The organism is Bdellovibrio sp. MYbb2 (assembly GCF_056175685.1).
Genome location: NZ_JBJKJI010000005.1, coordinates 86,249 through 100,573 on the forward strand (window position 1 = coordinate 86,249; position 14,325 = coordinate 100,573).

A 14,325-nucleotide genomic window follows, 5' to 3' on the forward strand; every position below is an offset into this window, starting at 1 on the left:
GTATGAAAATCAACAGGCATCAACTTCTTGTTTCCGGATTTATGAGTCTTGTTCTGGCGTCCACTGCGGGCGCACAGAGCAAAACTGTTAAGACCACCAAAACCGTCAAGAAAAAGACTGTCGGTGAACTGTTGTCCCAGGCCAACGATGGCAGTCGCGGCGGCAGAGTGCAGATGTCCAAAACGGACACGTCACTGCCCTCGGCGAACATGGGGTTCAAACAGGATGTTCAGAATTACAATCTGGAATCCGTCAAACCTCCGCGCTCTTCTGAAATCATGCAAAGAGACAGCGGCAACGGTCAGGCCGAGTACGAAAGAGTTCTGGATCAGCAGATCCGTGAACTGTACAAACTGACACAGAAATTCAAAACCAGCCCGAACCGCGGGGAGTTGTGGTTGCGTCTGGCCGAGCTGTATGTCGAAAAAGCCGGTCTGATTGATTCGCGCAAGCAGGATGAATACGACGCGAAACTGCGTGCGTTCCAGGCCGGTAAAACCAAATCCAAACCTCGTCTGGATACGGCGGAAGCCCGCGAATACAACAAAAAGGCCGTTCAGCTTTATGAATGGTTCCAGCGTGACTTCCCACGCGACGAAAAGATGAGCCAGGCGCTCTTCTTCCTGGGGTACAATTATTTCGAACTGGGTGAGGTTAAAAAAGGCGCGGACTATTATGAAAAACTAACCCGCGGCTATCCGAACTCCCAGTTTGTCGGCGAGGCGCACTTTGCCCTGGCTGAATACTATTTTGAAAATGAAAGATGGGCGAATGCCTATAAAGAGTATTCTTTCCTGATCAAGGAAAAGAAACACCGTCTGCACACCTTTGCCCTGTATAAGGGTTCATGGTGCCTGTTCCGTCTGGGCAAAGTTCAGCAGGCGATGACGTATCTGGAATACATCATCAAAGCCGGTAAGAATGAAACCGGGGACCAGCTGGCAAGCCGCATGAAAGTGAACCGCACGCGTCTTGAGGGTGAGGCCCTGCGTGACATCGTGGTGTTCTATGCGGAAGGCGGCGATCCAAATAAAGCGGCGGATTACTTCAAAAACCTTGTGGGCAACAACTACAGCCCTTACTTGGAAAGACTGGCGTATCAGTATTCTGACCGCGGTAGCAAAGATGCGTCCCGTGATGTGTTTAAACTTCTGATTTCCCAGAACCCGACGGCTCCAAAAGCCTTCGAGTACCAGTATCAGATCGTACAGAACTACTTTTATGCAAAGAACACGCAGCGCTTTAAAACCGAGCTTTATGGCTGGGTGAAGGACTATGATTCCTCAGGGGCATGGTATGCCGCGAACAAAGGCAATAAAGAGCTGATTGAAAATTCTTATAAGCTGCGTGAAACCACGCTGCGCAACTATGTTTTGCAGCAGCACCAGACGGCGCAAAACTCCCGTGCCCAGTATTCACAGTCCCAGGCTTACGAAGGCTACCAACTGTACCTGCGTGAGTTCCCGGATTCAGCGACCGCAGCCGACATGCACTTTTACTTCGGTGAATTGCTGTATGATATGGGCAAATACGACGAAGCGTCCATGCAGTACAAGTGGGTGGTGGATAATGCCCCTCAAAGCAAGTTCTATGGGAAATCCGCGCAGAACTTGATCTTGTCTGTTGAGCGCAGCATCCCTTCCGATCAGGAAATGCAAAAACGGGTGGGGAGCTCCACCGATCCGGTTCCACTGGAGCCGAAAGTGGACCGTTTTATCAAAGCGGGTCAGTGGTACGTGGAAAAGTTCCCAACGTCTGAAAAAGCTGTGGAAATCAAATTCCGTATGGGCCGTCTGTACTATCAAAGCAATCACTTTGATCCGGCAACGACGCATTTCCGGGATATCGTAAAACAGCATCCGAACACCAAGTACGCCGAATACTCGGCCAACTTGTTGCTGGATATTTACAATCTCAGAAAAGACTATGCGGGTCTGGAGAAAACCGGGGCCGAGCTTCTGGCTGTTCCGGGCATTGCCTCCTCCAAAGCGGGGGCGGACATCCGTGGCGTGATGGAAAAAGCGTCCTTCAAACGTGGTCAGGATCTGGAGCTTGAAAAGAAATACGCAGACAGTGCGCAGGTGTTTGAATCCTTCGCCAAACAAAATCCGAAGTCCAATCTGGCAGTGAATGCGAACTTCAATGCGGCCGTGAACTATGAGCGTGCAGGTATGAATGCACCGGCGATCGCGGCTTACCAGGGGGTTTTGGCCTCCAAGGATCCGGCAGCGGATAAATTGAAGCCCAAAGCCCGCCGTTTGCTGGCGAAGCTTTACCAGGATTCTGCCCAGTTCGAGGAAGCAGCGAAGCTTTACCGTCAGGCGGCTCAGGAAAATCCAACCGATTCCCTGGCTCCGAACCTGATGTTCAATGCGGCTGTATTGTATGAAGCCCTGGGTAAATCGGATGAAGCCATCCGTTCTTACACGGACTTCACTAAAATGAACAAAAAACACAGCGACAACGTTGAAGCGGTGTTCAGCATGGCCCAGATCCATCGCAAAGCCGGCCAGACTGGTGCTGCGATTGCACGATACACGGAATACGTGGAAGCCGGCGGTCGTGATCAAGAGCGTGTGGTTGAAAGTGCTTACTGGGTCAGCGAACTGTCAACTCGTCAGAAAGCGACAACAAGAGCTCAGGAATGGCGGCAGAAAACTTTGGCGATTCAGAAGCGCTTTGCGCCGAACAAGAAGGGTGTGGGTGCGACTTATGCCGCCCGCATCAAGCTGGCTGAAGCCGAAGACACATTCAAAGAGCTGAAATCCGTGACCTTCCCTAAAGATCCGGCCAAACAGAAGGCCGCGGCTGACAAGAAAGTCGCGTTGCTGACCAAGTTGACCGGCGAACTGGCGGAAGTGATCAAGTATGACAGTGCAGAAGAAATCGTAAGCTCGCTTTCGATTCTGGGTGATGCCAACTTGAATATGGCCCAGGCGATCATCAATGCGCCACTGCCTCCGGGCTTGAACGCAGAAGAAACCAAGCAGTACAAGGCGGGCGTGGAAAAGTTCGCAGAACCGTTCAACTCGAAGGCTCGTGAAAGTTACAAGGCCACGGTGGACCGCGGTCTGGAGCTGGAAGTGTACAACGACGGGTTCAAGTCTGCTTATGCGTACATGAACAGCAAGGATCCGAAGGGTTACTACAACGGTGGCGAAGTGGGCTCTGACATTCGTCTGGTGAATTGGATAGGTCAATAATGAAAAGAATAATCACTTGTTTCAGTTTGCTGGCACTGGCGGCTTGCTCTTCCAGTCCGACCAAAGAAACCTCTGAAGAAACCAAAACGGCGGTGGCAGAAGCCCCTAAGGTGGAGGTTGATGAGTTCAAGGATCTGGAAAAGGTCGAGCCGGTTCGTCCGGTGACTCCGCCAGCGCCCTCTCAATATGCGGCGTTGAATGAAGCGATCAAGTCCCAGTCTGATGAAAGAATCTATCAGGCTTCGACTCAGATTCTGACCCAGTCCCCGAATGATGCCCGCGCCCTGAATGCCCTGGCGATGTATCACTATAAACGTGGACGTTTTGATCTGTGCCGTTACCTGTTGGGGAAAGCCATCAGCTCCAGCCCCAAAACAGCAGAGCTATACTCCAATCTGGGCATCGTCCAGTTGGCGCAAAATGAACGCCGGGACGCCGTGAAGTCCTTCCGCAAGGCTTTGGACATCAACAATGATGAAGCGGTGGCGGCGGCCAATTTGGGTGCGATCTATGTTCAGGAGCGTGACTTCGCGAAAGCGGGTGTTGTGCTGGAAACGGCCTATCGCAAGGGCGTTCGTGATCCTCGCGTTCTGAACAACTATGGTATTGCGCTGACGGCTCAGGGAAAACTGGACCGTGCTGAAGACATGTACAAGGCGGCTTTGAAAGACAGCGGTAACAACAAAGAGGTGCTGTTCAACTACGCCATTCTGCTGGTCGATCACATGCAGAAGTATCAGGACGGTTTGGAAGTCATTAACAGACTAAAGTTTGTAGGTGGACCTGCAGATAGCCGTAATCGCATTATTGCTTTGGAAAATAAGGCGAAAGCTGGGATAAAATAGAGTGAAGGATCGGGTGAGGACTATGTTGCGATACGTAAGACACATGACAATTATGCTGGCCGCACTTTTCATTTTTGAAGTGAGCCATGCGCAGTCATCCTCTCGGTCCTCGACGACCACGACCACAACAACGACAACGACCACGAAGAAGAAAGCGACGCTGAACTTCGAGGACGAGTTGGTTGAGGGGTCGACGCAGAAGCCGGAACTGTTTTATCTCTTTCAGAAGAAAAACTTCAACTATAAGAGATTGATCAAGTTGAGAGAAAACTTTTTACCCGAGATGAGACGAACAACAGAGGATATCCAGCGGGTCCGGGGTGCTAATTGAGATCGCCGTTAATATTTAGAATTTTCAAAAACAATCAGCTCGTTGGTGTTAAACAGTTCGATCAGGATCAAATCGTGGTCGGACACAATGCTGAAGTGCATCTGGATCTGGATGCCGACGGCGTTTCACCCATTCACTGTCTGATCGAACTTCGTGACAACGGATGGTATGTCTGTGATTTGGGTTCCTCTCAGGGGACTTTCAAAAACGGGCAGGCCGTTCTGGATGAAGCCATCGCTTCTGGCGATGAAATCGAAGTGGGTCCTTTCCGTATTGCCTTCTTTGTGGGTGTGCCGAAACCTAAAGTGGTTCCGGGCGCGCCAGCTTCTGAAGCTGCGGCTCCAGTGGCTGAAGTGCCAGCTCCACCTCCGCCAAAGCCGGAGCCATCCATGCCGCCTGCGGCCGTGGTGAAGACGGAAGAAATCAAAGTCACTCCGGTGATCCCGGCGGTGACTCCGAGCATTCCAGTGGAAGCTCCGAAGGCCGAGGAAAAGCCTGTTCTGACTACGGCTCCGGTAAAACCTGAGATCCGCAAAGAACGCTCTTCTTACAAAAAGGCCAAGAAAAGCAAAACATTCGCTCCTCCAAGCGAGATTCAGAATCTGAAATCGCACCTGAAGCCTGGTAAAGGCACGACGGTCGAAGTTCTGGTCACCTGGAAAGAGCGTATCCTTACGACTTATCATTTCAAGGGCAACAAAACCATCCGCGTGAATGCGGGCGGGGACTTGTCTGTGGCTCTTCCTGACGGACTGGTGCCGCGCGGTTATCCGCTGCTGGACATGTCTGCAGGTCTGCGTGTGAACACCACCAACGAGATGGACACCGAAATGGTGATCTCTGGCGGCGTCACCCAGCACGTGGAAGACCTTGCCAAATCCGGCAAGGCGCAAAAGGGCGGCAACGGTTACAGCGTGCGTGTTGATCAGAATGAAATGCTGTGTGTGAATCTGCCGGGTGGAAACCTGTGCCTTTACATCCGCTTTGTTCCACAGGCACCGACAGTTCCGATGCTTCCAATGATGCTTTCCGGTTCAGAAATGACTGGTGTGGCGATGTCCCTGATCATTGTGGGTTTGCTGGCACTGTATATCTCCGCAACAACCCCGAAAGACTGGCAGGAAAACAAGCAGGAAGAGGTTCAGCGTATTGCCCAGGTGGTGTTCACAAATCCACCGCCGGCTCCAACGCCAACACCGACGCCTCCTCCGCCAGTGCCTCCGACTCCGCCGCCGCAACCGGTGGCGACGCCAACTCCACCGCCGCCTAAGAAAGTGGTTGTGGCTGATGCGAACAAGGAAGCACAGAAAAAAGGAACAACCGGACAGCAGGCTCAACGGGCCCAGGTGGCGGCAAGAGCCAGTGAAGTGGCTCCGAAGCCCAACGCGAAAGACCGTACCAAGAAGTTCACGTCCACTCGTCAGGGTGGCGCGATCAAAACGGGTAACACGGCTGGTGCGAATGCTCAGTCTTCCAACAAGGACCTTTCCAAAGTGGGTCTGTTCAGCGCCTTCGGTGGCGGGGGCAGTCGCGCCAACATCGACAAAGCGTATTCTGGAGCCGGTGAGGTACTGGGTATGGCCGACAAGGCGACCGGAACTGCGGGCTTCAATGAAGACCGTGCCGGTGATGATCTGGGCTCCAAGTTCAAGGATGCCGGGGCTGGTGGAAAAGGCACTGCAACTCAGGGTATTGCCGGAATCGGTACCAAGGGTCGTGGGTCAGGTCAGGCTGCTTACGGTGCGTCTGAGGGCTTCGGTTCGAAGACCACAGTGGCTATCGAAGGCGGTGGTGCTGAAGAATCCTTCGACGCGACCATTGATAAAGAAGCTATCCGTCGTGTGATCCGCTCTAAACTTAACGAGGTGAAAAGCTGCTACGAGCGTGCTTTGAACACTCTTGAGAAGGGCAAGAAGATGGAAGGTAAAGTGATTCTTGCTTGGGAGATCATCGAGCGAGGTCAGGCACGCAACGTGAAAGTTGTCGATTCCTCTCTGGGCAATCCAGGAGTGGAAGAATGTATCCGCCGTCGTCTGGCAAGCTGGGTGTTCCCAGAGCCACCGACCGGAATGACAGCTGAAGTACAGGCGTATCCGTTTGTTTTGAATCAGGCTAATTAATTTATTAAGTAAAGTTTTTAAGAAGGAGACTTCCCGTGAACCCAACAGTTACAGTAGACAACATGAATTTCATCCAGCGTGCTTTCGCTGAGGGTGGTTTCGTCATGTACGTGATCGCAGTTATCGCCATCCTGGCGCTTTTTGTGATCATCGAAAGAATGATGAAGCTTAAAAATCTTGCCGTGGACAAAAAAGAGTTCACTGACCAGATCTTCAGAATGGTTGTGGCCGGCGATCTGCGCCAGGCAATCAGCTATTGTGATGCTCGTCCGGCTCCTTTGACGAATACAGTAAAAGCAGGTCTTGTTCAGGCGATGAACAAGCGTCCTGATGAAGAAGTGCAAGTGGCAATGGACGCAGCAGTAATGCGCGAAATGCCAAAAGTGGAAGGTTGGACATCTTTCCTGGCGGTCTTCGGTAACGTGGCCGTACTTGCGGGTCTTCTTGGAACGATCATCGGTATGATCGGTTCCTTCCGTGCGGTGGCGGCAGCCGATCCTGCAACCAAAGCTCTGGAACTTTCCAAAGGTATTTCCCACGCCCTGAACTGTACGGCGTTTGGTCTTTTGGTGGCGATCATCTCTATCGTGGCTTACGGTCTGTTCCAGCACCGCATCCAGAAAACAGAAAATGAAGTGGTTGAAACCAGCATGAGTCTGTTGAACCTGGTTGTTGCAAACAGAGAAAAAATCAAAGACTAACAGAGGTTTTCAATGGCTCACATAGATAGCGGCGATTCCAGCGGCAGAAAAAAGAATATCGAGCTGAACCTCGTGCCTTTCATCGACTTGATGAGCGTTCTTATTACGTTCCTGCTTATCACGGCCGTTTGGACTCAAGTGTCTATGATTCAAATTGGTAGTTCCCTCTATGGGAAGAAATCGGACACGCAACCCAATCCGACGCCGCCACCGAACGCCGATGTGGTGCTGAAAGTGGATGTGAAGGAAATGGGTTATGTTTTAACTGTTGGGAAACAAGTGATCAGCCTTCCCATGGTGAACGAACAATTTGATGAAGCGGGTTTGGTGGCGCAACTGCAGCGTGTGAAGCAGCTGTATCCTGAAAAAGTGGATGCGATTGTTTCTGTTGCAGATGTCATCCCCTATGAACAACTCATCAAGGCAATGGATAACTGTCTGACCGCAGGGTTCTCGGCGATATCCGTTGCGACGGGAGGGCCGCAGTAATGGCCATCTTCAGACCTGGTGAACGTCATCGTTATCACAATATTTTAAGCAAGAAAAAAGGGAAGCGTGACGTTACGGCGTTGCTGTCACTGACAGCGATGGTCGACATGTTCACGGTTCTGGTTATCTTCCTGCTGCAGAACTACAATGCCACGGGTGAAATTCTTTACATCCCGAAGGATGTCGTTTTGCCAAAGGCCACCAGCGTGCGCGAGTTGAAACCGGCGCACGTCATCACGATTTCCAGCAACGAGATCCTGCTGGACCGGGACGTGGTGGCAACCTTTGACGACGTCAAAGGCACGGAAGAATGGCTGATTCCAAAGCTGAAGGACACTTTGGCTGAGGCTTTGGTGAAATCCCGCACTGAGCAGGAAGGCAAGCTTCAGAACAAGATCCGTGACGTGGTTGAAACCACCCGTGGAGAGACTGAAGAAGACCCGAACGCCTGGAGCAAAGTCACGATTCAGGCCGATAAAGGTGTGGACTTCCTGACTGTCAAAAAGGTTCTGTTCACTGTGACAGAGGCGGGGGCTGGCGAGATCAACTTCGCGGTCACCAAGCTGCCGCAGGAAACAAATTCGAACTAAGAATAAAAATACATGAAAGCCCGGTGAAAACCGGGCTTTTTGTTTTTCACCCCGGTACAGCATCCGACGCGGAAGTTTTGACCGCGAGGCCCTGATGGTTTAAGATTCTTGTCATCTATGGGTAAATATAAGAATTATATTTTTATGGCTCTTCTCGTCGCTTTGTTCGTCGAGATTCTTATTATTTTCCCATCGCATTTGGAGCATGAGGACGAGGTCGCTCTGCGCCAGCGAGTTGAAAAGCGCGACAAAGAAGCCAAAGAACGCAAGAAAAAGGGCATCAAGGAAGATCCGGGCCCATCCAGTCTGGCCGATCAAAAAATGGGCGGCGTGCATCTGGTGGAAAGCCAGTCCGGTAATCGTGACTGGGAGCTGTTCGCGGTGTCTGCCGAGGGCAGTCAGGCGGGTGGCAAGTGGGCTCTGCAACAGGTGCGGGTGCTTTTTTACAACAAGGAAAAGCTCGAATTCACCGTCACGGGCGATGAAGGCACTATCGACGACAAATCCAAGGATTTGAGCGTCATTGGCAACGTTGTGACCAAGTCCGAGAATGGCTACGTTTTCAAAACACCATCTATCTTCTATTCGTCCAAGACCCGTCAAATCGTCAGCCCGGAACAGGTGCTGATGGAAGGTCCGCGGGATTCTTCCGGTGCTGGCCTGTTCTTAAAAGGCGCCAGCATGAAAGTTCTGGTAGAACAGTCCAAGATGCTGATTCAGAACAAGGTGACGGCGCAAAAACCAATGAAGGACGGGAAAAAGTTTGAAATTTCCGCCGACGGCGCCGAATTCAGCGGTAAAAATCGCGAGGCCCGCTTCCTGGGGGCCGTTCGCATGAATTACGACAACATGAAGCTGGAAGGTCCTGAAGCCTCTTTCCTGTATGGAAAGGGTGCGGATATTCTGAGTTCTGTGGCGGTGAAGGGCGGCGTGCGCGTCAGCGACGTGGACAAATTCGCCACGTCCGAAAGTGTGAATCTGGACCTGCTGGCAAATCAGTACACGTTCAAGGGGCGTCCTAAGGTGATTCAGAATAACGATGAACTGACCGGCGAGGAAATCGTCTTCCTTGAAGGCGGAAAAAAGGTTAAAGTTGAACGAGTACGTGCGAAGGTGGAGAATAAAGATCAATGAGCATGCTCACCATCAAAGACATTTCCAAGTCCTTTAAAAAGCGCAAGGTCGTTGATGGCGCATCTTTTTCTGTGGAGTCCGGTCAGGTTGTAGGCCTGCTGGGTCCCAACGGCGCCGGTAAGACCACTTCGTTCTATATGGTGGTGGGTCTGGTTCAGCCGGATTCAGGCACGATCAATCTGGATGAAGCCAATATCACCCAGGAGCCCATGTATAAACGCGCCCGCGTGGGTCTGAGCTATCTGGCGCAGGAGCCAAGCATCTTCCGCAAACTGACGGTGGCTGAAAACATCACTGTGGCTTTGGAAGCTCATGGTTATTCCGGTGCGTCCCGTTCTGAAAAGCTGGAGCAGCTGATCGGGGACTTCCACGTCGGTCACATCCGCGACAGTTATGGCTATGCCCTGTCCGGGGGGGAGCGTCGCCGGGTTGAGATCGCCCGCGCGCTGGCGGGGTCACCGAAGTTCATTCTGCTGGATGAGCCGTTTGCGGGTATCGATCCCATTGCGGTCGCTGACATCCAGAATATCATCCGCGAACTTAAGGCCAAAGGTATAGGAGTTCTGATCACGGATCATAACGTGCGTGAGACTTTGGGCATTTGCGACTATGCTTATATATTGAAGGACGGGAAGATTCAGGTCAGCGGAAGTTCTGATGAAATCGCAAATTCCGAATTGGCACGTAAGTTCTATCTCGGCGAAAACTTTAAGCTGTAAAGCCATCCCGGCTGTTACGGTTCTTGGGAAAGGGAAATTTTAATGGCTCTTCGACAGACGATGAACCTGAGCCAGTCTCTGGTAATCACTCCACAGCTGCAACAGGCGATCAAGCTTTTGCAGATGTCGCGTATGGAGTTGGAGTCGGCTGTGCGCTCCGAGCTGGAGGAAAACCCGATCCTTGAAGAATCCGAATCGGCTCTGAAAGAGGACGACCTTCAAAGAACCAAAGAGGCTGCCAACGAAGTTGAGCATTCCGAAACTCCAGATCAGCAGAACATTCAGGATCCGCAAAAGCAGGATGAGTTCGAGTGGGAATCCTACATCGAAGCCAACCAAAAGCCTCCACAGTCCGGTATGGCGGGTTCTGAAGAGATCATGAACTATGAGAACGTCATCACGGCGTCTCAAACCCTGCACGATCACCTTTACTGGCAAGTTAAAATGAACGGCTTCTCTGAAGAAGAGGAAAGAGCCGCGGACGCCCTGATCGGCGCCATTGATGATGATGGTTACATCAAAGTTCCTTTGGAACAAATTGCTGAAGAGGAAAAAGTGGATCTGGCGCTGCTGGAAGACACTCTGACCCTGATTCATGAATTCGATCCTCCGGGTGTGGGTGCCCGCGATCTGCAGGAATGTCTGCTGATCCAGGCCAAACACATGGAAGAGGACACCCACGATCTGGTCACGCTGATCAAAAATCACGTGAAGGATCTGGAAAAGAAAAACTATGAAGCCATCGCAAAAGCTTTGAACCGCGACGTTGAAGACATCGTGGAAATCTGCAAAATCATCTATGCGATGGATCCGAAACCGGGTCGTGCCTTCGTCAGCAGTGACACGCACTATGTGACTCCGGATGTTTACGTGTACAAAGTCGGTGATGATTACGTGGTGTCTTTGAACGAAGACGGTCTGCCGCGTTTGAAAATCTCGAACTTCTATAAAAACATGCTTAAAGGTGGCAAAACCACCGGCGACAAGACCCAGGATTATATCCAGGAAAAACTTCGTTCTGCCGTTTGGTTGATCAAGTCCATCCATCAAAGACAGCGCACGATCTACAAGGTGACCGAGTCCATTGTGAAGCATCAGCGCGAGTTCTTTGAAAAGGGCTCTGAGCATTTAAAACCGATGGTTCTGCGCGATATCGCCAACGATATCGGCATGCACGAATCCACGGTCAGTCGTGTGACCACGGCGAAATATGTGCACACACCACAGGGTATCTATGAACTGAAATACTTTTTCAACTCGGGTATCAGCTCTTCTGATGGTGATTCACTGGCTTCTGAGTCAGTTAAAATCAAAATCAAGGATCTGGTGGCCAAGGAAGATCCGAAGAATCCATTGTCCGATCAAAAGATCGTGGATTTGCTGAAGGTCGAAGGAATTCAGATCGCACGTCGTACGGTAGCCAAATACCGTGATGTTCTTAAGATTCTGCCTTCTTCTCAGCGCAAGAAGTATTTCTAATCTATTAGGCGAAGACGGCTTGGGATGTTGAATCCCGGGCCTTATTTCAGCTTTTCTGCACTTCGTTCCAGAAGTATCGGTGAGTTTGTTTAGTTATTACTCAAGTGTAAGGTGTATTCAGGGTTCTTGGCTTGTTAAGTAGCAGGCATGGGTCGATTTGGTTTCTTGCTGGTAATTCTTGTTTGTTTTGATGCTTGGTCTGCTCCCGTGAAGTTGATGGTGGAGGATTCCTGGCCGCCGTTTGCTTTTCGTGAGAAAGGGCGTGCTGTGGGCATGTCCGTGGATATTGTGCGGGCGGCATTCAAGAATGTGGGGGAAGAAATTGAGCTGGTTCAGGTTCCTTATCCGCGCTGTCTGGCGCAGACACAGAGTGGGAAATTTCCGGCTTGTTTTAATTCTGCGCGCAGCAAGGACATGGATGCGGATTTTCTTTTTCCCAAAGAACCGCTTTTTAAAAGCAAGGGTTTGATTGTTTCTTTGCGCACGGGAACTCCGCTCAAGGTGCAGAAGGTGAAGGATCTGGAAGGTCGCACCGTGGCCCTGCCGAATGGGTTTCCTTTTGGTGTCGAGTTTGATGAAAATTCCAAAATCAACAAGGTGTTCACTGCCAATGATCTGACCAGTCTGATGATGCTGAATTCACGCCGGGTTGATTTTGTCGCCATCGATGAATACGTGTTTTATTATTACCTGAAAAACAAACCTGAGTTCCGGGATCGTTTTAAAATCATGGTGGAGATGAGCGAAGAGCCCATCTATGTGCACTTTTCAAAAAAACATCCCGAGACAAAAAATCTGATGAAGAAATTTGAAATGGGACTTTCAATGCTGAAAGCTTCCGCAGGGTATAAAAGCATTCTGGAAAACTGGGTGGGACCCGACGGGCAGCGCAGTGTGAATGTGACCTCGGTGGTGTATCACCCGGCTCATTTGCGCGAGCCGCTTTATTTTCCGGACTTGCTGCCGGAATAGATTTTCTTTACTCGCAGCGGCCTTTCCCTTAAAAATAAGGGGAGGAGAGCCCCATGGATTTAAAAAGCCTGATTCGTGACGTTCCTGATTTTCCAAAGCCGGGGATCATTTTCCGCGACATGTCGCCGCTGCTGCAAAATGCAGAAGCCCTTACTTTTGTTTCCCATAATCTTTTGAAACATGTTGATCTGACTTACGTGGACTATTTTGCGGGCATTGAATCCCGTGGATTCATCCTGGCGGCCCACATGGCGGCCACCCATAAAAAAGGTTTTTTGCCGATTCGTAAAGCCGGCAAGCTGCCTCCACCAACGCGCAAGGTTTCCTATGCCTTGGAATACGGCACGGCAGAAATCGAACTGCCTCCGGGCAAGGGCCGTGTGGTGATCGTCGATGACGTTTTGGCTACGGGTGGCACTTTGCAGGCGGCTATTGACCTGTGCCTGGTGGCCGGATACTCCGTGGAGTCTGTGGCGGTTCTGGTCAATCTGACGTTCCTTAACAAGATGACCTACAACGATCAAAAGGTGGCTTCGCTTGTTCAATATTAATGACGTGGCTTTGGTGATGGCGCTTCCGGGCGAATCCCAGGGCTTCTTTGAAAAAGAAAATATCCCTGTGGTTTACACTGGCATTGGCAAAGTGAATGCCGCGCTGGTGGCCATGGATGTGATTCATAAAACCAAGTGCAAAGTCATGATCAATCTGGGAACTGCGGGCAGCTCTCGTTTTAAAACCCATGACCTTGTCGAGGTTTCAAGCTTCGTACAAAGAGACATGGACATCTCGCCATTGGGGTTCAAGGTTGGGGAAACTCCGTTTGACCCGCTTCCGGGCGCGATTGATCTGATTCCGTTTTTCCCGGAGCTGTCTCACGGGGTGTGTGGCACCGGGGACAGTTTTGAAACGGGCACTCCGAAAGTGCCTTGCGAACTTGTGGACATGGAAGGTTACGCCCTGGCCAAGGTTTGTCGCAAAATGAACGTGCAGTTGATTTCACTGAAGTACATTACCGACGGGGCGGATCACAATGCCCACAATGATTGGGAGGCCAATCTGGTTCACGGGGCTAAAAAGCTTCTGGAATTTTACAAAAAAATGGTGACCATCCCTGGTTAGAATTTAGCGGGCTCCGAAAGGGGCCCGTCTCTTTTTGGAACATGGAAAATCCTCATCTTTAGTCGGGGATTGCCGATAAGTTTCCCATGATCAAGCCAGCTAACATCGCCATGTACGCCGTGGCCCTGACGGGTCTGACCCTCGGGCTGATTGCCAATCCCTTTGGCTCCAAAAAACACAAAATGGATCCTGCTGAAATCGAGGCCCTGCATGAAAAAGCGCAGGTCTATTTCGAAGCCGGCAACTATGAAGGGGCGCTGGATATGTCCCGCAAGATCCCGTCGCATGTGCCGAAGTATTCCGACATCCGGGAACTGCGCCGCAAATCAGAAAATGCGCTGCGCGAATATAAACGCAAAATCGAAAGCGGGGAGGCTGAGCCCCGAACGGTGGACCGCCTGCCAGCGGCGTTGCGTGATTCTTATTTCGACGCAAAGCTCGAATTCAGCCGTGGTCAGTGCCAGGAGGCTTTTGCCGCCATGAGCCCGGTTGCGAAATATCTAAAAAACAAGCAGGACGATGAAATTTTTAAGGCCTGTCTATTAACCCAAAGAAAAACCAAATGAGTCTCAAAATAGGGCTCATCTTTAGTCCGGCTGGACCGATAAGAAGTCCAGGTAAGA

The 14,325-nt window shown here is 51.1% G+C and carries 14 protein-coding genes; all 14 read left to right on the plus strand.

Features of this window, described 5'->3' with window-relative positions; translation table 11 throughout:
- Positions 1-2: 2 nt before the first annotated feature.
- Positions 3-3,203 carry a tetratricopeptide repeat protein gene (locus AC04MQ_RS18180; RefSeq protein ID WP_475392764.1) on the plus strand — a complete coding sequence of 1,067 codons (3,201 nt, stop codon included), beginning with the start codon at positions 3-5 and terminating at the stop codon, positions 3,201-3,203.
- Positions 3,203-4,048 carry a tetratricopeptide repeat protein gene (locus AC04MQ_RS18185; protein WP_475392765.1) on the plus strand — a complete coding sequence of 282 codons (846 nt, stop codon included), beginning with the start codon at positions 3,203-3,205 and terminating at the stop codon, positions 4,046-4,048. Before AC04MQ_RS18180 ends, AC04MQ_RS18185 begins: the two co-directional genes overlap by 1 nt.
- A 43-nt stretch (positions 4,049-4,091) precedes the next feature.
- Complete coding sequence (locus tag AC04MQ_RS18190; protein ID WP_050792897.1) at positions 4,092-4,379, plus strand: hypothetical protein; 288 nt, start codon at positions 4,092-4,094, stop codon at positions 4,377-4,379.
- Positions 4,376-6,499: an AgmX/PglI C-terminal domain-containing protein gene (locus AC04MQ_RS18195; protein ID WP_475392766.1), complete on the plus strand. Its 2,124-nt coding sequence runs from the start codon at positions 4,376-4,378 to the stop codon at positions 6,497-6,499. Before AC04MQ_RS18190 ends, AC04MQ_RS18195 begins: the two co-directional genes overlap by 4 nt.
- Before the next feature lie 35 nt (positions 6,500-6,534).
- Entirely contained in the window at positions 6,535-7,200 is a 666-nt protein-coding gene (locus AC04MQ_RS18200; protein ID WP_011163385.1) for a MotA/TolQ/ExbB proton channel family protein, read from the plus strand.
- Between the two features lie 12 nt (positions 7,201-7,212).
- Positions 7,213-7,689 (plus strand): ExbD/TolR family protein, encoded by a 477-nt coding sequence (locus AC04MQ_RS18205; RefSeq protein WP_011163386.1) that lies wholly within the window; start codon positions 7,213-7,215, stop codon positions 7,687-7,689.
- Positions 7,689-8,279: an ExbD/TolR family protein gene (locus AC04MQ_RS18210; protein ID WP_015089980.1), complete on the plus strand. Its 591-nt coding sequence runs from the start codon at positions 7,689-7,691 to the stop codon at positions 8,277-8,279. The genes AC04MQ_RS18205 and AC04MQ_RS18210 overlap by 1 nt, the downstream gene beginning before the upstream one ends.
- 144 nt (positions 8,280-8,423) lie before the next feature.
- A complete protein-coding gene (lptC, locus tag AC04MQ_RS18215) occupies positions 8,424-9,413 on the plus strand; it encodes an LPS export ABC transporter periplasmic protein LptC (RefSeq protein WP_475392767.1) in 990 nt (329 codons plus the stop codon).
- Positions 9,410-10,132 (plus strand): LPS export ABC transporter ATP-binding protein, encoded by a 723-nt coding sequence (gene lptB, locus AC04MQ_RS18220; protein ID WP_015089982.1) that lies wholly within the window; start codon positions 9,410-9,412, stop codon positions 10,130-10,132. The genes lptC and lptB overlap by 4 nt, the downstream gene beginning before the upstream one ends.
- 42 nt (positions 10,133-10,174) lie before the next feature.
- Positions 10,175-11,611 carry an RNA polymerase factor sigma-54 gene (rpoN, locus tag AC04MQ_RS18225; protein WP_148278699.1) on the plus strand — a complete coding sequence of 479 codons (1,437 nt, stop codon included), beginning with the start codon at positions 10,175-10,177 and terminating at the stop codon, positions 11,609-11,611.
- A 147-nt stretch (positions 11,612-11,758) separates the two neighbouring features.
- Positions 11,759-12,583 (plus strand): substrate-binding periplasmic protein, encoded by an 825-nt coding sequence (locus tag AC04MQ_RS18230; protein ID WP_475392768.1) that lies wholly within the window; start codon positions 11,759-11,761, stop codon positions 12,581-12,583.
- A gap of 53 nt (positions 12,584-12,636) precedes the next feature.
- Entirely contained in the window at positions 12,637-13,134 is a 498-nt protein-coding gene (locus AC04MQ_RS18235) for an adenine phosphoribosyltransferase (RefSeq protein ID WP_475392769.1), read from the plus strand.
- Positions 13,135-13,150: 16 nt separating this feature from the next.
- Complete coding sequence (locus AC04MQ_RS18240; RefSeq protein WP_419144694.1) at positions 13,151-13,702, plus strand: 5'-methylthioadenosine/S-adenosylhomocysteine nucleosidase family protein; 552 nt, start codon at positions 13,151-13,153, stop codon at positions 13,700-13,702.
- 86 nt (positions 13,703-13,788) lie between these two features.
- A complete protein-coding gene (locus tag AC04MQ_RS18245) occupies positions 13,789-14,268 on the plus strand; it encodes a hypothetical protein (protein ID WP_015089987.1) in 480 nt (159 codons plus the stop codon).
- The last annotated feature ends 57 nt before the right edge of the window (positions 14,269-14,325 follow it).